The organism is Variovorax sp. GW821-FHT10C12 (genome assembly GCF_059415405.1).
Genome location: NZ_JBWKNE010000001.1, coordinates 1,884,424 through 1,909,027 on the forward strand (window position 1 = coordinate 1,884,424; position 24,604 = coordinate 1,909,027).

Annotated in this window: 25 protein-coding genes; 12 read left to right on the forward strand and 13 right to left on the reverse strand. The window is 69.5% G+C overall.

The annotated features are described in order from the left end of the window. Genes AC07OH_RS08930 through AC07OH_RS08940 form a run of 3 tightly spaced genes read left to right on the forward strand, consistent with a single transcriptional unit; the run spans nucleotide 1 to nucleotide 3,327 of the window. Entirely contained in the window at nucleotides 1-987 is a 987-nt protein-coding gene (locus AC07OH_RS08930) for an HlyD family secretion protein (protein WP_495300341.1), read from the forward strand. A gap of 13 nt (nucleotides 988-1,000) precedes the next feature. Continuing rightward, nucleotides 1,001-2,185: an ABC transporter permease gene (locus tag AC07OH_RS08935; RefSeq protein ID WP_495300342.1), complete on the forward strand. Its 1,185-nt coding sequence runs from the start codon at nucleotides 1,001-1,003 to the stop codon at nucleotides 2,183-2,185. Next, nucleotides 2,185-3,327 (forward strand): ABC transporter permease, encoded by a 1,143-nt coding sequence (locus AC07OH_RS08940; RefSeq protein ID WP_495300343.1) that lies wholly within the window; start codon nucleotides 2,185-2,187, stop codon nucleotides 3,325-3,327. The genes AC07OH_RS08935 and AC07OH_RS08940 overlap by 1 nt, the downstream gene beginning before the upstream one ends. Here the strand turns inward: AC07OH_RS08940 and AC07OH_RS08945 are convergent. Continuing rightward, nucleotides 3,324-3,953: a TetR/AcrR family transcriptional regulator gene (locus AC07OH_RS08945; protein ID WP_062473073.1), complete on the reverse strand. Its 630-nt coding sequence runs from the start codon at nucleotides 3,951-3,953 to the stop codon at nucleotides 3,324-3,326. The genes AC07OH_RS08940 and AC07OH_RS08945 overlap by 4 nt on opposite strands. Before the next feature lie 120 nt (nucleotides 3,954-4,073). Here AC07OH_RS08945 and AC07OH_RS08950 point away from each other — a divergent pair, with 120 nt between their 5' ends. Continuing rightward, nucleotides 4,074-4,910 (forward strand): metal-dependent hydrolase, encoded by an 837-nt coding sequence (locus AC07OH_RS08950; RefSeq protein WP_495300344.1) that lies wholly within the window; start codon nucleotides 4,074-4,076, stop codon nucleotides 4,908-4,910. 15 nt (nucleotides 4,911-4,925) lie between these two features. Here AC07OH_RS08950 and AC07OH_RS08955 read toward each other — a convergent pair whose 3' ends face one another. From AC07OH_RS08955 to AC07OH_RS08990, 8 genes are all read right to left on the reverse strand, one after another. Beyond that, nucleotides 4,926-5,495, reverse strand: coding sequence for a hypothetical protein (locus tag AC07OH_RS08955; RefSeq protein WP_495300345.1), 570 nt, complete (start codon nucleotides 5,493-5,495; stop codon nucleotides 4,926-4,928). Between the two features lie 250 nt (nucleotides 5,496-5,745). Beyond that, a complete protein-coding gene (locus tag AC07OH_RS08960) occupies nucleotides 5,746-5,994 on the reverse strand; it encodes a hypothetical protein (protein WP_056580179.1) in 249 nt (82 codons plus the stop codon). After that, nucleotides 5,981-6,349, reverse strand: coding sequence for a hypothetical protein (locus AC07OH_RS08965; RefSeq protein WP_159276639.1), 369 nt, complete (start codon nucleotides 6,347-6,349; stop codon nucleotides 5,981-5,983). Before AC07OH_RS08965 ends, AC07OH_RS08960 begins: the two co-directional genes overlap by 14 nt. Nucleotides 6,350-6,366: 17 nt before the next feature. Then, entirely contained in the window at nucleotides 6,367-7,278 is a 912-nt protein-coding gene (locus tag AC07OH_RS08970; RefSeq protein ID WP_495300346.1) for a DUF6999 family protein, read from the reverse strand. Further along, nucleotides 7,262-9,184 carry an iron-containing redox enzyme family protein gene (locus AC07OH_RS08975; protein WP_495300347.1) on the reverse strand — a complete coding sequence of 641 codons (1,923 nt, stop codon included), beginning with the start codon at nucleotides 9,182-9,184 and terminating at the stop codon, nucleotides 7,262-7,264. The genes AC07OH_RS08970 and AC07OH_RS08975 overlap by 17 nt, the downstream gene beginning before the upstream one ends. Before the next feature lie 4 nt (nucleotides 9,185-9,188). Further along, nucleotides 9,189-10,130: a fatty acid desaturase family protein gene (locus tag AC07OH_RS08980; RefSeq protein WP_495300348.1), complete on the reverse strand. Its 942-nt coding sequence runs from the start codon at nucleotides 10,128-10,130 to the stop codon at nucleotides 9,189-9,191. After that, nucleotides 10,111-10,884, reverse strand: a complete 774-nt coding sequence (locus tag AC07OH_RS08985) for a sterol desaturase family protein (protein WP_095950217.1) — start codon at nucleotides 10,882-10,884, stop codon at nucleotides 10,111-10,113. The genes AC07OH_RS08980 and AC07OH_RS08985 overlap by 20 nt, the downstream gene beginning before the upstream one ends. Before the next feature lie 9 nt (nucleotides 10,885-10,893). Then, complete coding sequence (locus tag AC07OH_RS08990) at nucleotides 10,894-12,459, reverse strand: phospholipase D family protein (RefSeq protein ID WP_495300349.1); 1,566 nt, start codon at nucleotides 12,457-12,459, stop codon at nucleotides 10,894-10,896. Between the two features lie 132 nt (nucleotides 12,460-12,591). Here AC07OH_RS08990 and AC07OH_RS08995 point away from each other — a divergent pair, with 132 nt between their 5' ends. Then, on the forward strand, nucleotides 12,592-13,149 hold the full coding sequence (locus AC07OH_RS08995; protein WP_489061515.1) for a peroxiredoxin: 558 nt from the start codon (nucleotides 12,592-12,594) through the stop codon (nucleotides 13,147-13,149). Nucleotides 13,150-13,204: 55 nt separating this feature from the next. Beyond that, entirely contained in the window at nucleotides 13,205-14,638 is a 1,434-nt protein-coding gene (locus tag AC07OH_RS09000) for an aldehyde dehydrogenase family protein (RefSeq protein WP_095950218.1), read from the forward strand. Between the two features lie 24 nt (nucleotides 14,639-14,662). Here the strand turns inward: AC07OH_RS09000 and AC07OH_RS09005 are convergent, their stop codons facing one another. Beyond that, nucleotides 14,663-15,562 (reverse strand): ZIP family metal transporter, encoded by a 900-nt coding sequence (locus tag AC07OH_RS09005; RefSeq protein ID WP_495270841.1) that lies wholly within the window; start codon nucleotides 15,560-15,562, stop codon nucleotides 14,663-14,665. Nucleotides 15,563-15,608: 46 nt separating this feature from the next. Further along, nucleotides 15,609-16,244 (reverse strand): superoxide dismutase, encoded by a 636-nt coding sequence (locus AC07OH_RS09010; protein ID WP_495300350.1) that lies wholly within the window; start codon nucleotides 16,242-16,244, stop codon nucleotides 15,609-15,611. Nucleotides 16,245-16,483: 239 nt separating this feature from the next. Between AC07OH_RS09010 and AC07OH_RS09015 the strand changes: the two genes are divergently transcribed. From AC07OH_RS09015 to moeA, 4 genes are read left to right on the forward strand one after another with little or no spacing between them, the layout of a single operon-like run. Then, entirely contained in the window at nucleotides 16,484-17,773 is a 1,290-nt protein-coding gene (locus AC07OH_RS09015) for a serine hydrolase domain-containing protein (RefSeq protein WP_495300351.1), read from the forward strand. Between the two features lie 49 nt (nucleotides 17,774-17,822). Next, on the forward strand, nucleotides 17,823-18,965 hold the full coding sequence (moaA, locus tag AC07OH_RS09020) for a GTP 3',8-cyclase MoaA (RefSeq protein WP_495300352.1): 1,143 nt from the start codon (nucleotides 17,823-17,825) through the stop codon (nucleotides 18,963-18,965). 11 nt (nucleotides 18,966-18,976) lie between these two features. Next, on the forward strand, nucleotides 18,977-19,621 hold the full coding sequence (mobA, locus tag AC07OH_RS09025) for a molybdenum cofactor guanylyltransferase MobA (protein WP_495300353.1): 645 nt from the start codon (nucleotides 18,977-18,979) through the stop codon (nucleotides 19,619-19,621). After that, nucleotides 19,618-20,934, forward strand: coding sequence for a molybdopterin molybdotransferase MoeA (moeA, locus tag AC07OH_RS09030; RefSeq protein ID WP_495300354.1), 1,317 nt, complete (start codon nucleotides 19,618-19,620; stop codon nucleotides 20,932-20,934). Before mobA ends, moeA begins: the two co-directional genes overlap by 4 nt. Nucleotides 20,935-20,944: 10 nt before the next feature. Here moeA and rnhA read toward each other — a convergent pair whose 3' ends face one another. Both rnhA and AC07OH_RS09040 read right to left on the reverse strand, forming a co-directional pair. Beyond that, complete coding sequence (gene rnhA / locus AC07OH_RS09035; protein ID WP_139704073.1) at nucleotides 20,945-21,394, reverse strand: ribonuclease HI; 450 nt, start codon at nucleotides 21,392-21,394, stop codon at nucleotides 20,945-20,947. A 66-nt stretch (nucleotides 21,395-21,460) separates the two neighbouring features. Further along, nucleotides 21,461-22,222 carry a class I SAM-dependent methyltransferase gene (locus AC07OH_RS09040; protein WP_260684899.1) on the reverse strand — a complete coding sequence of 254 codons (762 nt, stop codon included), beginning with the start codon at nucleotides 22,220-22,222 and terminating at the stop codon, nucleotides 21,461-21,463. On the opposite strand from AC07OH_RS09040, the gene gloB reads away from it, so the two are divergent. Both gloB and AC07OH_RS09050 read left to right on the forward strand, forming a co-directional pair. Beyond that, a complete protein-coding gene (gene gloB / locus AC07OH_RS09045; protein ID WP_495300355.1) occupies nucleotides 22,221-23,000 on the forward strand; it encodes a hydroxyacylglutathione hydrolase in 780 nt (259 codons plus the stop codon). The two genes, AC07OH_RS09040 and gloB, sit on opposite strands and share 2 nt — an antisense overlap. Further along, nucleotides 22,997-24,601, forward strand: a complete 1,605-nt coding sequence (locus AC07OH_RS09050) for a transglycosylase SLT domain-containing protein (protein ID WP_495300356.1) — start codon at nucleotides 22,997-22,999, stop codon at nucleotides 24,599-24,601. Before gloB ends, AC07OH_RS09050 begins: the two co-directional genes overlap by 4 nt. The last annotated feature ends 3 nt before the right edge of the window (nucleotides 24,602-24,604 follow it).

Here is a 24,604-nt window from a genome sequence, read left to right on the forward strand (position 1 = left end):
ATGATGAGTGCCAAGACCCGCCGACTGATCACCATCGCCGCCGCACTGCTCGTGCTGGTGCTGCTCGTCTGGGGCTTCTGGCGCGCCGCGCAGCCGGCGCCCGAAGTGTTCCAGGGCCAGATGGAGGCGCGCGAAACCGACGTGGCCGGCAAGGTCACGGCCCGCATCGCCGAAGTGGCCGTGAAGGAAGGCGACCGCATCCAGGCCGGCGCCCTGCTGGTGCGCATGGACAGCCCCGAGGTGCGCGCCAAGCTGGCGCAGGCCACCGCCGCCGAGCAGGCCGCGCAGGCCGTGGCCGACAAGGCGCAGAACGGCGCCCGCCCGCAGGAGATCGAAATGGCGCGCATGCAGTGGCAGCGCGCCGAGACCGCCGCCCAGCTCGCGCAGACGTCGTTTCGCCGTGTCGACGGCCTGGCGCGCGACGGCCTCGTGGCCGACCAGAAGCGCGATGAGGCCGAGGCCAACTGGAAGGCCTCGCGCGACGCCGCCGTGGCGGCCAAGGCGCAGTACGACATGGCGCGCACCGGCGCCCGCCCCGAGGACAAGGCCGCTGCCAACGCACAGGCGCGGCAGGTGGCCGGCGTGGTCGCCGAGGTGGAAGCCGCGAAGGCCGAGACCGAGCTGCGCAGCCCGGTCGGCGGCGAAGTGGCCAAGGTGCTCGCCAAGGTCGGCGAACTCTCGCCGCAGGGCGTGGCCGTGGCCACGGTGGTCGACCTGAACGACCAGTGGGTGGTGCTCAACGTGCGCGAAGACCGGCTGGCCCGCTTCGCGCTCGACAAGGAATTCGACGCCCGCCTGCCCGCCCTGCCCGAGGACCGGCGCACCGCCCGCTTCAAGGTGTACTACAGCGGCGTGCTGCCCGACTTCGCCACCTGGCGCGCCACGCGCGGCGGCGCCGGCTTCGACGTGCGCACCTTCGAGGTCCGCGCCCGGCCGCTCAAGCCGATCGAAGGCGCGCGCCCCGGCATGAGCGTTCTGGTCGACTGACGCCGCACCCGCCATGAGCCTGCGCGGCTTTTCCACCGCCAGCGCCCGGCGCGAATTCGCGCTGCTGCGCACGCGTCCGTGGGACCTGGCCATGATCTCGTGGGTGCCGCTGCTCGCGGTGTTCCTGATCTGGTGGATCTTCTCGGCCGGCCTGCCCACGCGCCTGCCGATCGGCGTGCTCGACCAGGACCACTCCGCCCTCTCGCGCCAGCTGGTGCGCTTCCTGGACGCCACGCCGGGCCTGCGCGTGGCGCAGCAGTACGCCGACGAAGGCGAGATGCAGCGCGCGCTCACCAGCGGCGCCGTCGACGCCGCGGTGCAGCTGCCGCGCGAGCTGAGCCGAGACGTCAAGCAGGGCCGCGTCGGGCAGGTCGTGCTGCTGCACAACGCGCAGCTGGGCACGCATTCGAGCCTGATCCAGCGCGACGTGCGCACCGCCGTCGCCACGGTATCGGCCGGCGTCGAGCTCGCGGTGCGCAACAAGCGCGGCGAGTCGATGAAGGCCGCGCGCGTCAGCATGGACCCGGTCAAGGCCAGCATGGTGGCGCTGTTCAACACCTCGACCGACTACGAGCAGTTTCTCGGCGCCGCGCTCATTCCGGCGCTGCTGCACATCCTTGCGATGACGGCTGGCGCCTGGGCCGTGGGCCGCGAGCTGCGCGACCGCAGCCTGGGCGGCTGGCTCGGCGCCGCGCCGCGCTGGCCCGAAGCGCTGGCCGCGCTGGCGGGCAAGCTGGTGTTGCCCTTCGCGAGCCTGTCGGCGGTGGGCCTGGCCGCCATGCTGTGGATCACGGCGGGCCGCGGCTGGCACCCGGTCGGGTCGGTGGGATGGACGCTGTTCGCGCTGATGGTGTTCCTGGCGCTGTCGATCGCGCTCGGCGCCTTCGTGGCCAGCCTCACGCGCTCGCTGCGCACCGCGCTGTCGGCCACCGGCTTCATCACCGCGCCGGCCTTCGCGTTCGGCGGCGTGGGCTTTCCGCTGGTTGCCATGCCGGTGCTCGCGCAGCTGTGGGCCGGCCTGCTGCCCTACACGCACTACATCCGCGTGCAGATGGAGCAGCTGCAGATGGGCGCGCCCCTGGCCTACTCGGCCGCCACGCCGCTGTGGATGGTGGTGGGCACCGCGGTGCTGCTGGCCGTATCGGCCACGCTACTGGTGCGCGCCGCCGCGGCGCCCGAGACGTGGGGAGGCCGCTGATGAGCACGCGCATCCCAGGCTTCGCCGCCGCCTGGCGCGACACCGCGCTCGGCGTGCTGCGCGACAAGGGCGTGCTGCTGATCATGCTGCTCGCGCCCATCATCTACGGCTTCTTCTACCCGTGGCCCTACGGCACGCAGGCCGTCACGCGGGTGCCGGTGGCGGTGGTCGACCAGGACCACAGCGGGCTCTCGCGGCAGATCGCGCGCTTCGCCATGGCCAGCCCGCGGCTGGACGTGCGCATGGTCACGTCCGATGTGCACGAGGCGCAGCAGGCGCTGTGGCGCGGCGAGATCGAGGGCTACGCCCTGCTGCCGCAGGACCTCAAGCGCGACGTGCTGCGCGGCACGTCGGCGGTGGTGAGCATCGAGGGCAACGGCGCCTATGCGCTGCTGAACAAGGCGGTGCTGTACGGCTTCTCCGAAGCGGTGGGCACGGTGTCGGCCGGTGTCGAGATCCGCAAGCTGCAGGCCGGCGGCCAAAGCGCGGTCCAGGCCGCGCGCAGCCGCAGCCCGCTCAACACGCAGCTGGTCGCTCTGTTCAACCCGACCGAGGGCTACGGCAGCTACGTGGTGCCGGCGGTGGCGCTGCTGATCCTGCAGCAGACGCTGCTGATGGGCGCCGCGATGCTGGCCGGCACCTGGGCCGAGGCCGGCCGGCTGCGCGCAGGCATGGGTGCGTGGCTGGGGCGGCTGGGCGCGCTGTCGGGCTTCGGCGTGCTGAGCGGCCTGTTCTATTTCGGCTGGGTGTTCTTCCTGCAGGACTACCCGCGCGGCGGCAATCCGTTCGCCGCGCTGGTGCTGCTGCTGTTCTACGTGCCCGCGATCTGCGTGCTCGGACTGCTGCTGGGCTGCTGGTTCCGCGACCGCGAACGCGCGTTGCAGGTGCTGCTCTTCACTGCGCTGCCGATGGCTTTTCTCTCGGGCTTCTCGTGGCCCGTCGAGGCCCTGCCCGCGCCGCTGCAGGCGCTGCGCTGGCTGTTCCCGAGCACGGCAGGCATCCAGGCCTCGCTGCGGCTCAACCAGATGGGGGCGCCGCTGCACGACGTGCTGCCGTACCTCGGCGCGCTGGCGGCGATGGTGGTGGCGGGACTGCTCGTGCTGTGGGCCGCGGCCTCACCGCGCAAGGCCGAGCAGGCTTAGCGTCGACTGTCGGCCGCAACCGCGCGCACCAGTCGCGTGGCTGGCGCCACCAGCTCGCGCAGGTCGCCCACGCGGTCCTGCTCGATGGCCTGCAGCACCAGTTCGTTGATGCCGCCCACCACCGTCATCGCCATCTGGCTGCTCATGTGCGCCGCGGGCACCTCACCTGAATCGCTGCTGTTGATCGCCACCTGGATGAAGTTGGCGATCTCGCCGTTCACGCGCCGCCGCGCCGCCAGGCCCGGCAGGCCGAGCCCGAGGATCTCGACGAACAGCGTGCGCAGCAGCACCGGGTCTTGGGCGAGGTAGTCCATGTAGGCGGTCATCGCCTGCTCCACCTGCGTGTGCCAGGGCTGGGCCGGGTCGAAGGCCTCGCTCACGGCCTGCAGGCCGAGCCGGCTGGCCGTTTCGTACAGCGCGATCAGGCACTCGGTCTTGGTGCTGAAGTGCTCGTAGAACGTGCGCCGCGACACGGCCGCCTCGCGCACGATGTCGGCGATGGTGGTGTCGGCGTAGCCCTTGGCCGCCACGGCATGCGCCATGCCCTGCAGCAGCCGCGCGTAGTGCTCGCTGGGCGCGCCTTCGGCGGCATCGGGCGTGGCGGTTTTGTCGATGGTGGCAGTCATGTGCGATTCATTTTCCTACGCCTTGGTACTTGACAGTACCAATTCACAATTGCACCATGGCGGCATGCGGTACGGATATGTACCAACCATTGTGCCCACGACCTCAGGAATTGCCCTCCCATGACCGAACTCGTAGTCCGCCGCCTGCTGATCGACCTGCAACCGCCCTTCTCGCGCGACTGGTGCGGCGGCGATGCCTTCTCGACGGCTTTCTTCAATGCCCTTTCGATGAGCTTCCCCTTCGGCGAGCAGTTCTTCATCGACGCCGTGCGCGACGCCATGGCCACGCTGCCGCCCGAGGTGCAGGAACGCTACCGCGCCGACGTGCGCGGCTTCATCGGCCAGGAGGCCACGCACCGGCGCATCCATTCGCTGTTCAACGCGCACCTGGAGCAGCAAGGCCTGGTCGACCGCTGGACCGCGCGCGCCAGCGAGCGCATGGAACTGATGGACGGCGCCGATCCGCGCCACGCGCTGGCCGTGACGGCGGCCACCGAGCACTTCACGGCCATGTTCGCCGAGTGGCTGCTGGCCCGCCCCGAGATCCTCGACGGCGCCGAGCCCCGGCTGCGCACGATGTGGCTGTGGCACAGCGCGGAAGAGCTGGAGCACAAGAGCGTCGCCTTCGACATCTACAAGGCCGCGGGCGGCTCCGACGAATGGCGCACGCGCTGGTTCCGCCGCGTGACGGTGATGTTCCTCGGCGACCTGATGCGCCAGACGGTCGACAACCTGCGGCATGAAAAGCAACTGTGGAAGTGGGCCACTTGGAAGAGCGCCGCACGCATCCTGCTGGGCCGCGGCGGCCTGCTGCGGGGCAATCTCGCGGGCTGGCGCCAGTACCTGCGCAGCGACTTCCATCCCGACCAGCAGGACAGCAGCCTCTCGGCGCGCTGGCTGGCCGACAACGGCGCGCAGTTCACGCCCGTGGGCGGGCCTGCGGCAACGTCGGCCTGAGTTCGTCAGCCGGGGTCAGTAGATGCTGGCGCGGTGCGGGCTCAGCGCCCCCGCCTGCGTCGGCTGCCCGTCGGCGCGCATCGTGAGGTCGTGCAGCGTGTCGAAGTCCGACGGTGCGTCGGGCACGCGCATCACCACTTCGAGTTCGTGCATGGATGCCACCCAGCGGCCAGCCGGTGATTCGGCCGGTTCGTCGTTGGCGAACACGCCATCGCGGATGTAGAGCGTTTCGCCCTCGGGGCGTTCGCCGTGCAGCTCGATCAGGCGTGCGATCGAGAAGTTGTAGGTGACGAGTTTTTCGCGCGTGCGGCGGTCCTTGCCGCCGCAGTTGAACGAGCCCTCGGCCGCGATCACGATGCAGGAGCCGTCCACCCCGCCGTCGATGGCGATCTCGTTGCCCGAGCGCCAGATGGCGTTGGGCAGGCGCACGCGCACCTTGTCGATCACGAGGTCGCGTTGCTTGTTGAGGGCACCCAGTGGCGGTACCAGCGAGCGCAATTGACGCAGGCGCTCGGCAAAGTTGTCGTCCATCAGGAATTCGACGTGGTGCGTGGCGCTGCCGGACGAGCGCTTGACGACCTGCATGACAACGTGGCGCGGCTTGTTCACAGCTCAGGCCCTCCACGCAGAGAAAAATCCACGCCCGCTGCGGGGCACCGATCGCCTTCTTGCTGGATTTGAGTGGTCATCGGCTACAAATTAGAACTTTAGATTAAATGCAATTACTTGCATCATTTGTGTCCAACTGTATATCGATTGCGACCGGGATGGAAGGCAATCGACGACATGCCGATGAGGCCATGTCGCCAACGCGACGCGGCGCCGTGCTAGGCGCTCAACTCGACGATGCTTCGGCCTCGAGGGCCTCGTCGAGGGCCTTGCACGAAGGCGCGCAGACGGTCTGCGACTTGCCCAGCACCTGGCGCGTGCGCAGCTGCGAACGCACGCGGTGCTTGCCGCACATGAAGCAGGACATCGTGGCCCCGCTGAACGACGCCGAGGCGCGGAACGGCGAACCCGGCGCCTTCGATTTGTAGCGCAGCCCGTCCGCCACCACTGCCGTTTTCACTTCACCCTTGGCCATGCATCTTGTCCTTGTTCGATTCGTCACCGCGCATGGCGCGGGCAATGGCTTCCTTGGCAGCGCCTTCGGCGGCCAGGGAAACGTCCAGCGCCGAGCGGCAAAGGCCGGCGTGCTGGTAATTCATATTTTCGTAGACCTCGGAGGCGGCCGGATAGGCATCGAGCAACTGGCCCAATTCGGCACCGGGCTCGACGTCTTCGAATTCATGCACCAAGTGCTCGACCACCGAGCGGTACTGCTCGGCGCCGACCGGCACTGCGCTGTGCTCAAGCCTCTCCAGCAGTTGAGCCAGCACGTGGGTCACCGCCAGATCGGTCTTGGGGGACGGATTTCGGGTCGTGTTCATGGTTTGCATGTGGGGACAGCATACCCCTATGCAAGGGGCGGGTCGCGCGGAAGTGTCTCTGCCGACATGGCCTCCTGCGCCGCGCGCATGCGCTGGAGCAGGCTGTGAAGCATTTCGGTCGACAGGCCATGGATCACCAGCCGGTGCCCCGCCCGCAAGGTCGACAGCGGCACCAGCGGATGCTTGTTGTTGACCAGGATCAGGTGCTCCGGCGCGTTCAGGATCGTCGCCGCGTAGATGCCGATGGTTTCGTCCAGTTGCAAGGAGTTGGCGGCGCGCCAGAAATCGTTGTCGGTGAGCATCAGCTGGTACAGCGGCGTGAACAGCTCGATGGCGCTTTGCAGGTCGAGAAAATTCAGCTTGCCCTGGGGCATGTCTTCCAGCCGCAACGCCGGCGGCTGGATCATCGAGAAATCGACCTGCTCGGCCTTGCACAGCGCCAGCCCCTTGTCGCGCAGCGCCGTGTTCAGCCGGATCACGAAGTTGAACAGGTTCAGGTCGTGCTTCAGGAACATCTCGTCCTTCAGCGCGTCGATGTCCGCCGGCTCCAGCGGCGACGTGCCCACGGGCGCGGGCGAGTTGCGCCCGATGAAGGCCAGCACCTGCGAGCCCAGGTGAAAGTGCCGCAGGATCAGCCAGTTCGCCTCGGGCGACACGAAGCGCTTGAGCCCCCACGCCAGGAAGCGGTGCAGCAGCATCGAGTGCGACCAGTTGCGGGGCACGAACACCTTCACGATCTGGATCAGGGTGATCGTCAGCCGCGCGATCGGCCGCAGGAACGGCAGCAGGTACTGGCGCGAGGCCGAGCTCGAATCGGCCAGCCACGCCGCCTTCACGTCGTCGGGCAGCGGCGTGCTCTGGTCGAGGTACAGCGCCAGCCACGGGCTGGGGTCGCGCTCGTCGTGGGCCTGCTTCAGGAAATCAGGTGTTCGATCCATGGGGCATTCGTTCGGTGATGTGCTGGAACTGCATCAGGTACAGCGCCGCCGTATGGCGCGCGGTGTCGGCAATCTGGCGGGCGGCGCGGGCCTGCCCTTCCACGGCCATCACCATCTCGACCGCGGCGAGCCAGCGGTTCAGGTGGTGCTCGTCGTTGTGGCCGTGGTACTCGAGGAATCGGAAGGCGTCGGGCGGCAGCTTCAGGCTGGCCTTGAGCAGCGGCAGCAGCGCCGGCACGATGCGCTGGCCCGTGCCTTCGATGATGTAGATCGCGCCCAGGAGGCCGATCGGGTCGCGCGTGGCGGCCAGGCCGTGCAGGTAGGCGTTGAGCGCCTCGCCGCCGGGGTTGCGGCGCAGTTCGTCGATCGATTCGACCGTGCCGCCGGCCTTGCGGTAGTCGCTGAAGAGGATGTTGAAGTCGTTCTGCTCCTCGCCCGCGTGCACGTCGATCAGTGACGACAGCATGCGGTAGGGCTCGCTGAGCGAGGCGGCGCCTTCGCGCATCCACAGGCTGCCTTCGCGCACCTGCGGCACCCACTGCTCCATCCAGTTCAGGTAGTCGGGCACGGCAAAGCGGCGCTCGCGGATCTGGCGGATCAGCGGCGTGCGCCACACGCGCGAGCGGTAGTCGTGCCAGATGGCGGCCAGCTCGGTCAGCAAGGCGCCCAGGCCCTCGGGCGCGGCAGCCGGGTCGTGCGGCGGAGCGATGACGAGGTCGTCGTCGGGCGCCACCGCCACCGCCGCGCGGGGCGCGATCACGACAGGCGCCGCATCGACGGCCTCGACCTCGAGCAGCATGTACGCCGCCATGAAGCGCCCCGACTCCGGCACGTAGCAGAAGATCTGCTCGCCCGGCTTCAGCGTCTTGGTGTGCAGGAACTCGGCCAGCATCACGAGGATCGATGCCGCGCCGGTGTTGCCGCGCCACGCGAGGTTGCTCCACCAGCGCTCGCGCGGAATCGCCAGGTCGGCCTTGGCCATCAGGTCTTCGACCACCGGGATGAATTTTTCCGACGAGTAGTGGCACAGGAAATGGTCGACCCGCTTCGGATCGACCCAGCCGTCGCGCACCAGGCCCGCGTACTCGTGGATGCCGATGTCGAACAGGTGCGGCAAGAGCCGGATGTCCTGGCGCAGCGACAGCGCGCCGGCCGCCTCGGCCTCGGCCCACGAGCCGAAATCGAGGTGACCGCGCGCGCGGTCTTCGGTCAGGCCCAGCTGCATGCACACCGGGTAATCGCCCGAGAAGGCGCGCTGGTGTACCCACTTCAGCTTCAGGCGCAGCCCCGGCTTGCCGGCCAGCGCGGGCGTTCCGTCGGACAGCAGCAGCGCGCCCGCGCCATCGGACAGCATCCAGCGCAGGAAGTGCGAGTCGAAGTCGGTCTCGTAGCCGCGCGCGGCAAAGCGCGAGCGCTTGAACAGGCGCGAAGGCATTTCGCTCGCCACCGCCAGCGCCGAGCGGTGTGCGCCCAGCTCGATGCCCTGCGCCGCCGTCTGGATCGCCGACACGCCGGCCGCGCAGATGCCGTGCACCGAATGCGTTTCCATCGGCTGTGCCGCCAGCTCGCCCTGGATCATGTTGGCGAAGCCGGGCATCAGCGTGTCGCCGCCCGAGGAGCCGCTGGCCAGCAGCGACACGCGCGACAGCTCCGCGCCGCCGCGCTGCAGGCAGTCGCGGATCGCGCCGGCCGCCAGCTGCGCGTTGGTGTGGCGCGTCACGCCTTCTTCGTCGATCGCGTAGTGCCGCGTGAGGATGCCGTTCTCGGCCAGGATGCGGCGCTTGATGCGCTCCGACATGCGGTTGAGCGGCGCGATGTACGCGTCCATGCGGTCGTTGGGAACAGGCTCGCCGGGCATGAAGTAGCCGGCGCTTTCGAGGTACACGCGTTGGAATGAAACGGGCATGGGTTCAGGAGATGGGTGAATCGGGAGGCATCAGCGAGCGGCTGCGAAAACGCGGCCACACGGTCCCCAGCACGAAGACGCGCACCATGTACGGCACCAGCCCGCCCTCGTTGAGCGCGGGTGCCACCTGCGCGCGGTAGCGCGTGTGATGCAGGTGCGTGAGCTCGGACCAATGGGCATGCGGGTTCTCGTGGTGTGCGGTGTGCAGGCCGATGTTGAACAGCAAGGGGTTCACCAGCCCCTCGAAATTGCGCGCGTAGTTCAGCTGGCTACCGCGGGTATCGCCGGGTGCCTCCTTGCGCGGCGTCTTGCGGCCGTCGGCGTGCGCGTGCTGCAGGTAGTTGGTGGCCAGCAGCCAGTGCAGGCCGTGCAGCTGCGGCACGATCACGAACAGCAATGCCTTGCGCCAGTCGATCGCCAAGAGCACGCTCCAGCTGGCCAGCCACAGCGCGTACTGCGCCATGCAATAGCGCCAGGCGCCGCGGTGGTGCCGGTGCAGCCGCGCCAGCCAGCCGAAGAACACCGGCATCAGCACCCACACCGCCTGGAACGGATGCAGCAGGTAGCCCCACAGGTGGTTGGTGTCGCCGCCGAAGCGGTAGGTGCGCGCCACGTCCTTCGGCCCGTGGCGGTGGCGATGGTGGTTGGCCACGTGCGCGGGCCAGAAGACGAAGGTCGGGTGGCCCTGCAGCAGCGTGATCCAGAAGTCGGTGAGCCGGTTCATGCGCCGCCCGCGCCACATGCGCAGGTGCACGTGGTTGTGGTGGATCACGCCGATGCCGAGCGTGAGGAACAGCATCAGCGCATACAGCACCACCTGGAAGCCGTGTACCCACTGCCACGCGGCCAGCGCGGGCAAGGCGACGAGGTACGCGAGGCTTTGCCAGTCGCGCCAGTGGCGCAGCCGCGGCAGCCGATGGCGCGCGTCAGGCCGTCGTGGCGCCATGCTTCTTTCGAAAGGCCTGGAACAGCGGCTCGGCCGCATCGGCCGCGATGCGCGTGCGGAACAGCCGGTCCATGAAGGTGAACTGGAAGCCGTAGTTGCCGTTGTGCACGGCGTGGTGCAGGTGGTGACGGCGGCTCGCGGCGAACCAGTGGCTGTACGACACGCCGGGCACGAAGTCGTAGTTCGAATGCCCGACGCAGTTGAAGAACAGGCTGAACACCGGCACCGACGCCAGCGACCAGAAGCTGAAGTCATGCAGCACCATCGGCAGCAGGATCACGTTGCCGAGCATCAGCGCCTCGATCGGGTGAAAGCTGTAGGTGGCCCACGGCGTGGTCACGAACGAGCGGTGGTGCGGCCCGTGGAAGCGGCGCAGCCAGCGCGTGTGCAGCAGCCGGTGGTTGAGCCAGAAATGCACGTCGTTCCACACCGCGAGCACGAGGATCTCGATGCCGATGCGGCGCCAGCCCGCGTCGGGCTCCAGCCGCGCCCAGCCCAGCTGCAGCAGCCCCCACGGAAACACCATGCCCAGCCCGAAGATCAGCACCGAGATGCCCGACTGGGTCAGCTCGCGCCGCAGCTGGCCGGGCTGCAAGGGCCGCGGATCGAGCGCGCGCCCGATGCCCAGCGCCGGCAGCACCCGCTTCGTGAGCAGCCAGGTGAGCGCGCCGAAACCCAGGTAGATGCCGCCGAAGAACAGCAGGCCCCACAGCATGACCTGCGGGGCCGAAAGAGAAGTGAAGGTCTGCGCCATCCCCCGAGGCTACAACAGCATCTCGGGCACCAGCGGGGAGATCAGGGTGTTGTACAGGCGCTGGAAGAAACCCGACTCGGGTTCCGAGGTGAGGATCATCTCCTTCTCGCCGTCGTTCGTGAGCCATTCGAGCGTGCCGCCCTCCTTCGACAGCCGCAGCCGGTACGAGTTCTGCAGCTTGCTCACATGGATGATGCGCAACATCTCGCGCGCCAGCTGCGGGTTGTCGACCACCACGCCCATCTCGGTGTTCTGGCTGGCCGAACGCGGATCGAGGTTCATCGAGCCGATGAAGATGCGCGTCTTGTCGATGGCGGCGGTCTTGGCGTGCAGCCGGCCCAGCGAGTTGCCGAAGCTGCCGAAGCGCATGCTCGCGGTGGTGCGCTGCGGGCTCAGCTCGTACAGGTCGGCGCCACCCTTCAGCAGGCGCTCGCGGTAGCGCGCGTAGCCGGTGTGCACCAGCGGCTCGTCGTTGGCGGCCAGCGAATTGGTCAGCAGCGTGAGCTTGACCTTGCGCTTGGCCAGGTCCTCGAAGGCGGCCATGCCGCGCTCGCCGGGCACGAGGTAGGGCGAGGTCAGGTCGACCTCGGTCTTGGCGTCGAGCAGCAGCGCCCAGACCTTCATCGTCACGCTGGTGGCGATGGCGTCCTCGGCCGTCAGCGTCGTGGGCTTGGAGGGCGGGTCGGCGATGGCGCGGGCCTCGCCCCACAGCAGGCCCATGCGGCCGCCGTCGAGCTCCTCGGCGATGGGGCCGTAGCCGAGGATGTCCGAGGGCGGCAGCACGACCTTCGGCGGCGGGCCCGACATGCCGATCTCGGCGTCGAAGGTGGCGGCGCCGGCCTCCTTGTGCACGATCTCGGCAATGGGCCAGATCTGGTCGCTGTTCCAGTAGGCGTCGAAGATGCTCTCGAGCTGCGGCACCACCTTGCCGACCACCAGCGCGTCCATGTCGATGAAGTTCTGCGCTTCGCTCAGCACGAAGTACTCGTCGGCGATGTTGCGCCCGCCCACCACCGCCATCGCGCCGTCGGCGATGAAGAGCTTGTTGTGCATGCGGTGGTTGAGCCGGTGGATGTCGAAGATCGACACCACGAAGCGCGAGAGAAACCCGTCGCGCGCGCAGCAGAACGGGTTGAACAGGCGCACCGACACATTGGGCGTCTCGGACAGCGCCAGCAACAGCTGCTGGCTCTTCACCGTGTACAGGTCGTCCACCAGCACCCGCACCTTCACGCCGCGCGCCGCCGCCTCGCGCAGCGTGCGCAGCAGCAGCCGGCCGGTGGCGTCGTTCTCGAGCTGGTAGTACTGCACCACCAGCGAGTGCTCGGCGCGCTGCGCGAGCTGGATGCGCGCGTCGAGCGAGTACACGCCCAGCGGCATCAGCCGGAAGCCCGAATGCTCGCCGGGCGGCGTGGAGGCCGCGGCGATCTTCGCGAGCGCGGTGCCCGGGTCGGCCGCGGCGGCGTGCTCGGCCGGGCGTTCGCGCGCCGGCGGCAGCGAGCCGCACGCGCCGAGCAATGCCAGCAGGACGCCGGCCAGCGCCGTGCGCAAGAAAGACCGGGCCCAGGCATTCATGATCGGATTCCTCTTGTCGTTGTGGTTGCCATTGCCCTGATGTACGCCGCCACGCCCGCCGCGGTTTCAGCGAGGACCCATTTCGCAAGGCACCGTCCTAGAATTCGGTTCACTTCGCTTCGGAGTTACATCATGGCCCGATCGCTCCTTTTGCGCACCGCTTTGTGGGCCGCTGCCCTCGCCGTCGGGGTACCCAGTGCCCACGCCGCACTCGACATTGGCGACCCTGCGCCCAAGTTCACAGCCACGGCCGCGCTCGGCGGCAAGACCTTCCGCTACTCGCTGGCCGAGGCGCTGGCCAAGGGGCCGGTGGTGCTGTATTTCTTTCCGGCGGCCGACTCCAACGACTGCTCCATCGAGGCCCACGCCTTCGCCGAGGCGGTCGACCAGTTCGCCGCACTCGGGGCCACGGTGATCGGCGTCTCGGCCGATGACATCGACACGCTTTCCAAGTTCTCGGTCAAGTCGTGCCAGAGCCGCTTTCCGGTGGCCTCCGACCAGGGCAAGACCGTGATCCAGGGCTTCGACGCGCTGATGCAGACCCGGCCCGACTTCGCCAACCGACTGTCGTACGTGATCGCGACCGACGGCAAGGTCGCCTACTACTACCAGAACCTCAACCCCGACAAGCACGTCGAGCGCATGCTGAACGCCGTGCGCGCGCTGCCCAAAGCCACAGCAGCGAAGTAAGGCGGGCCGGCCGGGGCGCCACGCGCGGAACGGGCTTCGCGCAAAATCTCGCCCCATGCAGCTCAACTACATCGCCAACGCGGACGTTCCCTCCGCCTCCGGCCGCACCCTCCCCGTCATCGACCCCTCGGACGGCCAGCCCTTCGACGAGATCCAGCGCAGCAACGCCGCCGACATCGACGCCGCCGTGCGCGCCGCGCGCGACTGCTTCGAGGGCGTGTGGCACAAGGTCAGTGCGGCCGACCGCGGCCGCCTGCTCTTCAAGCTCTCGCAGAAGATCGCCGAGCACGTCGACGAGCTCGCGCTCATCGAGCAGCGCGACTGCGGCAAGCCCGTGAAGCAGGCCCGCGCCGACGCGGTGGCGCTGGTGCGCTACTTCGAGTTCTATGCCGGCGCCTGCGACAAGCTGCACGGCGAGACCATTCCCTACCAGGACGGCTACAGCGTCTTCACCTGGCGCGAGCCGCACGGCGTCACGGGCCACATCATTCCGTGGAACTACCCGATGCAGATCTTCGGGCGCAGCGTGGGCGGCGCCCTGGCGGCGGGCAACGTGTGCGTGGTGAAGCCCGCCGAAGACGCCTGCCTGTCGCTGATCCGCGTGGCGCAACTGGCGGCCGAGGTGGGCTTTCCGGCCGGCGCGCTCAACATCGTGACCGGTTACGGCCATGAAGTGGGCGACGCGCTCGCGCGGCACGAAGGCATCGACCACATCAGCTTCACGGGCAGCCCGAAGATCGGCACGCTGATCCAGCAAGTGGCGGCCGAACGGCACTGCCCGGTCACGCTCGAACTCGGCGGCAAGAGCCCCCAGATCGTGTTCGCCGACGCCGACCTGGACGCGGTGATTCCCGTGGTGATCAACGCCATCGTGCAGAACGCCGGCCAGACCTGCTCGGCGGGCTCGCGCGTGCTGATCCAGCGCGACATCTACGAGCCCCTGCTCGAGCGCCTGGGCCATGCCTTCGAAGCCCTGCGCGTGGGCCCCGCGGCGATGGACCTCGACGTCGGCCCGCTGATCCGCCAGACGCAGCAGCAGCGCGTGTGGGACTTTTTGAGCGACGCGCAGCACGCCGGCATCCCGATGGTGGCGCAGGGCGTGGTGGTCGAGGAAGCGCCCGAGACCGGCTTCTACCAGGCCCCGACCCTGCTGCGCGACGTGCCCGTGGGCCATCGCCTGGCCCAGGAAGAAGTGTTCGGCCCCGTGCTCGCCGCGATGCAGTTCGCCGACGAGGACGAAGCCGTGGCCCTCGCCAACGCCACCCAGTTCGGCCTCGTGGCCGGCGTCTGGACGGCCGACGGCGCGCGCCAGTTCCGCATGGCCCGGCGCGTGAAGAGCGGCCAGGTGTTCATCAACAACTACGGCGCGGGTGGCGGCGTCGAACTGCCGTTCGGCGGCGTGAAGTCGTCGGGCTACGGGCGCGAGAAGGGCTTCGAGGCACTGTACGGCTTCACGACGCTGAAGACCGTCGCGGTCAAGCACGGCTGAGGCTGACGACGCCGCGCCCAGGCGTCAGCCCAGCGCGGTGTCCAGCAGCATCATCAGCACGAAGCCGATCATCAGCCCGCTGGTCGCATAGGCCTCGTGCCCCTTGCGGTGCGACTCGGGAATGATCTCGTGGCTGATCACGAACAGCATCGCACCCGCCGCAAAGCCCAGTCCCCAGGGCAGCAACATCGCCGAGTGCCCCACCACCGCCGCGCCGAGCACGGCGCCCAGTGGCTCCACCAGCCCCGAGGCCATGCCGATCAGCACCGCGAACAGGCGGCTGTAGCCCGCCGCCAGCAACGCCACGGCCACCACCAGCCCCTCGGGCACGTCCTGGATCGCGATGCCAGTGGCGAGCGCATCGGCGCGCACGCCGTTGTTGGCCGCGTAGCCGACGCCGATGGCCAGGCCCTCGGGCACGTTGTGCAGCGCGATCGCGAACACGAAGAGCCAGGTGCGGCGCAGCTGCCGCCCGCTCTGCCCTTCGCGGCCCTTGATGAAATGCTCGTGCGGCAGCACGCGGTCCATGGTCATCAGCACCAGGCCGCCCAGCAGGATGGCCGTGCCGATCACGCCGCCGGCGGCCCAGTCGCCGCCGCCGAAGACGCCCGTCGACTTGGCGGCGTCCAGCCCGGGAATGATCAGCGAGAAGGCGCAGGCCGCGAGCATCACCCCGGCGCCGAAGCCGAACAGCGTGTCCTGCAGTTTGTCGGGCAGCTTCTGCGAGAACAGCACCGGCAGCGTGCCCAGCGCGGTCGCCAGCGCCGCCACCGAGCCGCCGCGCAGCGCGTTCCACACCAGCGGGTCGGCGCGCACGAAGGACCAGAACTGCGACGCCAGCGCCAGCGCGCCGGCCGCGACGATGGCAAAGCCGATCCATTCGCGCAACGGGCGCGGCGACCTGGGCGGCGGCTGCGTGGCCATCGTGCCCTGCGGCGAGTCGTTCATGGGCGGGCTCCTCTTCGAGTCATCAGCCGCCGGTCGCGGCGGCATGGCGGCGGGCCACTTCGGCCCAGTTCACCACGTTGTAGAAGGCCGCGATGTACTCGGGGCGGCGGTTCTGGTACTTCAGGTAGTAGGCGTGCTCCCACACATCCAGGCCCAGGATCGGGGTCTTGCCCGAGCCGATGCCGCGCATCAGCGGGCTGTCCTGGTTGCCACTGCTTTCCACGGCGAGCTTGCCGTCGGCGCCGACGACCAGCCAGGCCCAGCCGCTGCCGAAGCGCGTGAGCGCGGCCTTGGTGAAGGCGTCCTTGAAGGCGTCGAAGCCGCCCAGGTCGGCGTCGATGGCCTGCGCGAGCGCGCCCGACGGCGCCCCGCCGCCGCCCTGGTCCACGGGGGCCATCACGTTCCAGAACAGGCTGTGGTTGGCGTGGCCGCCGCCGTTGTTGCGCACGGGGGCGCGCAGCGCCTCGGGCAGCTCTTCGACGCCGGCGATGAGGGCTTCGACCGGCGTGTCCGCATGCGGCGTGTCTTTCAACGCCGCATTCAGGTTGTTCACGTAGGTCTGGTGGTGCTTGCCGTGGTGGATTTCCATCGTCTGCGCGTCGATGTGGGGTTCGAGCGCGTCGAAGGCATAGGGCAAGGCTGGCAAGGTGTACGGCACGGTTGGGAAGCTCCTTGTTGGAAGAGAGCCCTTTGCGTGGTGCTTGTGCTGCGTACTCAGGCGTTTAAATGATAGTAATTCTCATTGTCTGCGTCAAGATATCGGCGCCATGGATGCCGCCAATCGGCCAGCCCGCCACAGCCGAAGCGCCGATACACTGCCCCGCGACCGGCTCGCACGGACGGCGCCAAGACCGTCCTGCCGGTTGCATCCATCCACCACCGACGGAGACAACACGCATGACCATCCTGAAGCGCCGCGCCCTGCTGCGCACGGCCCTGCTCGGCCTGAGCCTCGCCCTGCCGCTGCTCGCCACCGCCCAGTCGCTGCCCACCGCCCGGCCTGAGTCCGTGGGCCTGTCGGGCGAACGCCTGCAGAAGCTCACCGACGTGCTCAAGGCCGATGTGGCGGCCGGCAAGATTCCCGGCGCGGTGCTGCTGGTCGCGCGCCAGGGCAAGGTTGCGTGGCTCGAACCGGTCGGCAAGCTCGATGCCACCGCCGGCACGCCGATGCCGCGCGACGGCATCTTCCGCATCTACTCGATGAGCAAGCCCATCACCACCGTCGCCGCGATGATGCTGGTGGAAGACGGCCGCCTGAAGCTGGACGACCCGGTCGCGATGTACCTGCCCGAGTACGCCAGCCTGTCGGTGGGCATCGAGAAGCCCGGCGCCGACGGCAAGCCCGTGCTCGAGACCGTGCCCGCGCGCCGCCCGATCACCGTGCAGGACCTCATGCGCCACACCTCGGGCCTGACCTACGGCTTCTTCGGCCCGGGGCTGGTCAAGCAGGCCTACAACGCCGCCAACCTCGCGGACGGCGATCCGACCAACGCCGAGTTCTCGCAGCGCCTGGCCAAGCTGCCGCTGGCCTACCAGCCCGGCACGACCTGGGACTACAGCTACTCGACCGACATCCTGGGCCGCGTGGTCGAGGTGGTGTCGGGCCAGTCGCTGTATCAGTTCGAAAAGGCGCGCCTGTTCGACCCGCTGGGCATGAAGGACACCACCTACTACGTGCCCGAACCGGCGCGCCAGCCGCGCATCGCCGAGCCGCTGCCGAGCGACCGCAGCTTCGGCGTGGGCGCCGACCTGAACGACCCGCGCATCGCGCGCAAGCTCGAATCGGGCGGCGGCGGGCTGGTGTCGACCGCGTCCGACTACGCGCGCTTCCTGCAGATGCTGCTCAACGGCGGCACGCTCGACGGCACGCGCTACCTCGGCCCGCGCACGCTGGCGCTGATGACGAGCGACCATTCGAACGCCGGCGCCGGCATCGTGCCCGGCCCGCTGTACCTGCCGGGCCCGGGCTACGGCTTCGGCCTGGGCTTCGCGGTGCGCCGCAACGACGGCGAGGCGCCCTACCCGTCCGGCGGCGGCGAGTACAACTGGGGCGGCGCGGGCGGCACCTACATGTGGGTCGATCCGAAGAACGAGATGTTCGTGGTGCTGATGCTGCAGTCGCCCAAGTACCGCACCCACTACCGAAGCCTCGCGCGCAACATGGTCTATGCCGCGGTGCTGAAGTAGCCCGCATGGCGCGCGGTCGCGGGCCATGGCGCAAAATCGGCATCGCCCCATGAAGAACAGCAGCAGCAGTACCGTCATTCCGATCGCTCAGGCCGGCCACGCCATCGTGGCCGCGCCGGCCATCGCCGTGCCCGCCACCGGCCTGCTGGCCGACCGGCTGGGCCGCCCGCTGACCGACCTGCGCATCAGCGTGACCGACCGCTGCAACTTCCGCTGCAGCTACTGCATGCCCAAGGACGTGTTCGACAAGGACTACCAGTACCTGCCGCACAGCGCCCTGCTGAGCTTCGAGGAGATCACGCGCCTGGCGCGGCTGTTCGCCTCGCACGGCGTGCGCAAGATCCGCCTGACCGGCGGCGAGCCGCTGCTGCGCAAGCACATCGAGGGCCTCATCGCGCAATTGGCCGAGCTGCGCACGCCCGACGGCGACCCGCTCGAACTCACGCTGACCACCAACGGCTCGCTGCTGAAACGCAAGGCCGCGGCGCTGAAGGCCGCCGGCCTGCAGCGCGTGACGGTGAGCCTGGACAGCCTGGACGACGCCGTGTTCCGCCACATGAACGACGTCGACTTTCCGGTGGCCGACGTGCTGGCCGGCATCGACGCGGCCCTGGCCGCGGGCCTGGGCCCGATCAAGGTCAACATGGTGGTCAAGCGCGGCACCAACGAGCAAGAGATCTTGCCGATGGCGCGCTACTTTCGCGAACACCACGGCGGCAAGGTCGTGCTGCGCTTCATCGAGTACATGGACGTGGGCGCCACCAATGGCTGGCGCATGGACGAGGTGCTGCCTTCGGCCGAGGTCATCGCGCGCATCGCGGCCGAGTTTCCGCTCGTGCCGCTCGAAGCCACCACGCCCGGCGAGACCGCCCAGCGCTGGGCCTATGCCGACGGCGGCGGCGAGATCGGCGTGATCAGCAGCGTGACCCAGGCCTTCTGCCACGACTGCAGCCGCGCGCGCCTGTCGACCGAGGGCAAGCTGTACCTGTGCCTGTTCGCAAGCCACGGCCACGACCTGCGCCCGATGCTGCGCGACGGCGCGAGCGACGGCGACATCGCCTCCGCCATCGGGCACATCTGGCAGGGCCGCGCCGACCGTTATTCCGAACTGCGCGCCCTGCGCGGCCCCGACGACAGCGCCCCCGACGCGGCAGCGCCCCGGCGCGTCGAGATGAGCTACATCGGCGGATGAGGCCGCCAGCCATGGGTACCGCACCGGCCATCGCAGCGGCCGACATCACGGGCCTCGTGCTCGCCGGCGGGCGCGGCACCCGCATGGGCGGGGTCGACAAGGGCCTGCAGCTGCTCCAGGGCGAAGTGCTCGCCGCGCACGCCGTGCGGCGCCTGCGCCCGCAGGTCGGCCGCGTGCTGATCAATGCCAACCGGAACTTCGCCGTCTACGAAGCGCTGGGCGTGCCGGTGTTTGCCGACAGCGTGCCCGACCACCCCGGCCCGCTGGCCGGCATGCTGAGCGGGCTCGAACACTGCCCCACGCCCTGGCTGCTCACCGTGCCCTGCGACACGCCACGCTTTCCGCCCGACCTGGCGGCGCGGCTGGCCGAAGCGCTGGCCGCCGAGGGCGCCCACGCGCGCATCGCCATGGCCGCCGCGCCTGAAACCGAGGCCGACGGCCGCGCGGTGCTGCGTCGCCAGCCGGTGTTCTGCCTGCTGCACATCGAACTGCGCGACAGCCTGCGCCGCTTTGTCGAGGAAGGCGGCCGCAAGGTCGGCGCCTGGACCGCGCAGCACAACGCCCTGACCGTTCCCTTCGACCGCCCCGGCGACGCGCCCGACGCCTTCTTCAACGCGAACACGCTGGCCGATCTGCAGACGCTCGAACAGCCATGAGCCGCATCGCCGCCATCGCCGCCGACCTCGCGGACTACGACGCGGGCGACCTCGACGTCGACACCGTCGCCGCCTTTCTCGCGCGCCTCGTCGCGCCGCTGGCCGTGGCCGACACCGAAGAGGTCGCGCTGCGCGACGCGCTCGGCCGCGTGCTGGCCGACGACCTCGTTTCGCCCGTGAGCGTGCCGCCGCACGACAACTCCGCCATGGACGGCTACGCCTTCGATGGCGCGCTGCTGCCGGCCGATGCACCCATCGACCATTCGCTCACGCTGCGCGTGGCGGGCACGGCGCTGGCCGGCTCGGCCTGGCGCGGCGCGCTCGGACCGCACGACGCGGTGCGCATCATGACCGGCGCGATGATGCCGGCCGGCCTCGACACCGTGATCCCGCAGGAGTTCTGCAAGGTCGACGGCGACCAGGTCTGCTTTCCGGCCCGCGTGCTGCGGCGCGGCGACAACCGCCGCCTCGCGGGCGAAGACCTGATGCAGGGCCAGCCGGCGCTGCGGCGCGGCGAGCGCCTGTCGCCGGCCGCGCTCGGCATGGTCGCCAGCCTCGGCCTGGCGCGCGTGACCGTGCGGCGCCGGCTGCGCGTGGCGTACTTCTCGACCGGAGACGAGATCCTCTGCCTGGGCGACACGCCGCGCGAAGGCGCCGTGTATGACAGCAACCGCTACACGCTGTTCGGGCTGCTCACGCGGCTGGGCTGCGAGGTGGTCGACCTCGGCCTGGTGCACGACGACCCCGCCACGCTCGCGGCCACGCTGCAGCGCGCGGCGCGCGAGGCCGATGCCATCGTCACCAGCGGCGGCGTGAGCGCAGGCGCGGCCGACCACACGCGCGACGTGATGCAGCAACTGGGCGACATGGCCTTCTGGCGGGTCGCGATGCGGCCCGGGCGGCCGCTGGCGGTGGGGCTGATTCCGCGTCCGCGCGAGGCCACGGCCACGTCGGCCGTGCTGTTCGGGCTGCCGGGCAATCCGGTGGCAGCGATGGTCGCGTTCCTGGCCTTCGTGCGGCCAGCGCTGCTGCGGCTGATGGGCTGCCACGACGAAGCCTGCGCCCCGCCGCCGCTGCTGCGCGCGCGCAGCGCCGGGCCCATCCGCAAGAAGCCGGGGCGCACCGAGTACCAGCGCGGCGTCGTGCGCCAGGTACCGGGGTCGTTGCCTGAGGTGCGGGTGGCGGCGCACCAGGGTTCGGGCGTGCTGAGCTCGATGCTCGAGGCCAACGGGCTCGTGGTGCTGCCCCATGACCAGGGCCATGTCGACGCCGGACAGGAAGTCGACGTGATGGTCTTCGACGGGCTGATCTAGCCCCTGCCGGTCAGATCCGGCCCAGGGCCTTGTCCACGCCCTTGTTGGCCAGCATGTCGGCCCGCTCGTTGCCCGGGTCGCCCGAGTGGCCCTTGACCCAGCGCCACTCGATCTGGTGACCGCCCTCGGCCACCAGCTTGTCGAGCCGCTGCCAGAGTTCGACGTTCTTCACGGGCTGCTTGGTCGAAGTGAGCCAGCCCTTGGCCTTCCAGCCGCGAATCCACTCGGTGATGCCCATGCGCACGTACTGGCTGTCGAGGTACAGCAGCACCTTGCAGGGCCGCTTGAGCGCGGCCAGGCCCTCGATCACCGCCGTGAGTTCCATGCGGTTGTTCGTGGTGTTGAGTTCACCGCCGAACAGTTCCTTCTCGGTGGGGCCCGACTTGAGCCACGCGCCCCAGCCGCCCGGTCCCGGGTTGCCCTTGCACGCGCCATCGGTGTAGATCACGACTTCGTTCAAACTGACTGTTCCTTTTTTCTCTAGCGTCATGCGGGCGATGCCGCCCGCGTCCATGGATTCGTTCGTTCACTGCTTGCTGCGGTGCACCTTGCCCGCGATGGGCACCGGCGCCGTCGCCCGCGCGCCGCTGCGGCGCCAGTCGGTGCTCAGCAGGCGCATGCCGCGCACGCGCTTCACCGCCACCAGGAAGTAGGCGGCGCCGAAGATCGGCCACCAGCGCTCGCCGGCGGCGTCCATCCAGCGCGAGCGCTCCAGCCAGGCTTCGCTGCGCACCGCCGGCCGGTAGATGCCGAAACGGCCCGACTCCACCTCGAAGCTCAACAGGCGCAGCCAGTCGCGCATGCGCCAGTAGCCGATGAACTCGCCGGCCTCGGGCAGGAAGGTCTCGCCCAGGCCCAGCCGGCGGTACAGGTGCCCGCGGCGCTGCCGCAGGCCCCACAGGCTGGTCGGGTTCAGGCCGCAGATCACCACCCGGCCCTCGGGCACCAGCACCCGCTCGACCTCGCGCAGCGTGGCGTGCGGATCGGGACTGAGTTCCAAAGCGTGCGGCAGCACCACGAGGTCGAGGCTGTTGGCCGCGAACGGCAAGGCGGCGAAGTCGGTCACCAGCGTGGCCTTGCCGGCCCGCACCGGGTCTGTCAGGGCCAGCCAGCGGTGCGGCATGCGGTTGGTGCGCAGCCCGTTGACCTCGGCCGCGCCGAGCTGCAAGGCGTGGTAACCAAAAACATCGGCCACCGCCTCGTCGAACTGGGCCTGTTCCCAGGCCAGGAGGTAGCGACCGGGGGGGGTCGCGAACCAATCCTGCAAACCTATAATTTGACCGCTCATGACCCTTGTTCCGCTGCCCGCTTTTGCTGACAACTACATCTGGATGCTGCACGACGGGCACCACGCCATCGTGGTGGACCCGGGCGATGCCCAACCGGTGTTCGATGCGTTGGCGCACCACAAGCTGCAGCTGGCCGCGATTCTAGTCACGCACCACCACCCCGATCACACGGGCGGCGTGGCCGCGTTGCATGCGGCCACGGGCGCGAAGGTGTGGGGTCCCGCGCGCGAGCGCATCCCCGAGCCCTTCACGCCGCTGGTGCAGGGCGACATCGCGCGGGCCCTGGGCCTGCGCTTCGAGGTCATCGACGTGCCGGGCCACACGGCCGGGCACATCGCGTACTTTCTGCCGGCCTCGGCCACGCAGGCCCCCGTGCTGTTCTGCGGCGACACCCTCTTCTCCGGCGGCTGCGGTCGCCTGTTCGAGGGCACGCCTGCGCAGATGCTCGCCTCGCTCGACGCGCTCGCCGCGCTGCCCGGCGACACGTGTGTGTGCTGTGCGCACGAATACACACTTGCTAACCTGAAGTTCGCCCGCGCCGTGGAACCCGGCAACGACGAACTCACTCACTACAACGCGCATTGCGAAAGCCTGCGCGCACAGGGGCAGCCCACGCTGCCCTCGCAACTGGCGATCGAACGCCGGATCAACCCCTTTCTTCGCAGCCGCGAAGCCACCGTCTTTCGAGCAGTGCGGGCCCATGCCGAGCTTTCCGCGGATGCCGCCGAAGCCGAGGTGTTCGCCGCACTGCGCCAATGGAAAAACGACTTCCGATGAAATTTATCGTTGCCACCTGCCTCGCAGGCTCCCTGGTACTCGCGGGCTGCGCGAGCACGGACAACAGTGCTTCTTCCTCCCCCACCGCCAAGGCCGGCACCGCTGCCGGCGGCACCGGCGCCCGCCCCTCGGGCAGCGCCACGCCCATCTATCCGCGCGACGCCAACCTCAGCCCGCTGACCAGCGGCCAGGCGCGTTCGCAGAGCGTGGTCACGCTGGCACCGCCGGCCGACATGTGGGACCGCATCCGCCGCGGCTTCAAGATGCCCAACCTCGAGAGCGACCTGGTGCGCGACCGCGAGCTGTGGTACGCCAGCCGGCCCGACTACATCCAGCGCATGACCGAGCGCTCGAACAAGTACATCTTCCACATCGTCGAGGAGCTCGAGCGCCGCAACATGCCGACCGAGCTGGCGCTGCTGCCGTACATCGAGAGCGCCTTCAACCCGCAGGCCGTGTCCAGCGCGCGCGCCGCCGGCATGTGGCAGTTCATGCCCGCCACCGGCACCGACTTCGACCTCAAGCAGAACATCTTCCGCGACGACCGCCGCGACGTGGTGGCCTCCACCCGCGCCGCACTCGACTACCTGCAGAAGCTCTACGGCATGTTCGGCGACTGGCAGCTCGCGCTGGCCGCCTACAACTGGGGCGAAGGCAGCGTGGGACGCGCCATCGCCAAGAACCAGCGCCTGGGCCTGCCCACCACCTACAGCGACCTGTCGATGCCCGCCGAAACGCGGCTCTACGTGCCCAAGCTGCAGGCCGTGAAGAACATCGTGGCCAACCCGCAGGCCTTCAACGCCGAGCTGCCGCTGATCGCCAACCACCCCTACTTCCAGACCGTGCCGCTCACGCGCGACCTCGACGTGGAACTGGCGGCCAAGCTGGCCGACGTGCGCATCGAAGACTTCCGCGCGCTCAACCCAGCCGCCCACAAGCCCGTGCTGATCGCGGCCGGCACCTCCGACATCCTGCTGCCCTGGGACAACGCGGCAGTCTTCAAGCGCAATTTCGACGCCTACTCGCAAGGCCAGTACGCCAGCTGGACCGCCTGGGTCGTGCCCCGCACCATGACGGTGGCCGACGCCGCCCAGCGCTCGGGCATGAGCGAGTCGGACCTGCGCGCGCTCAACAACGTGCCGCCGCGCATGCTCATCAAGGCCGGCTCCACGCTCATCGTGCCGCGCGGCGCGCGCGTGAAGGAAGACGTGGCGGCGGTCGTGGCCGACGGCGGCCACCTGAGCTTCCAGCCCGAGATCATCACGCGCCGCACCACCGTCAAGGCCGGCCGCTCGGACAACGTGGCGAGCATCGCGCGCCGCTACAACCTCAAGCCTGCGGCCGTGGCCGACTGGAACGACGTCAACACGAGCCACGCCTTCAAGCGCGGCTACAGCGTGGTCGTGTACCTGCCGGTGCGCGCCACGCCTGCGGCCCGTGTCGGCTCGGGCGCAGCGCCCGCGCGCGGCCGTGGCGCCGTGGTGGCCACCTCCAAGCGCGGCGGTGTGCCGGCCAAGACCGCCGCACGCGGCAGCAGCAGCGCCAAGCAGGCGGTGGTGCGCCAGCCGCGCGGCGGCACGCCGTCCAAGCACAAGCGCTGAGCA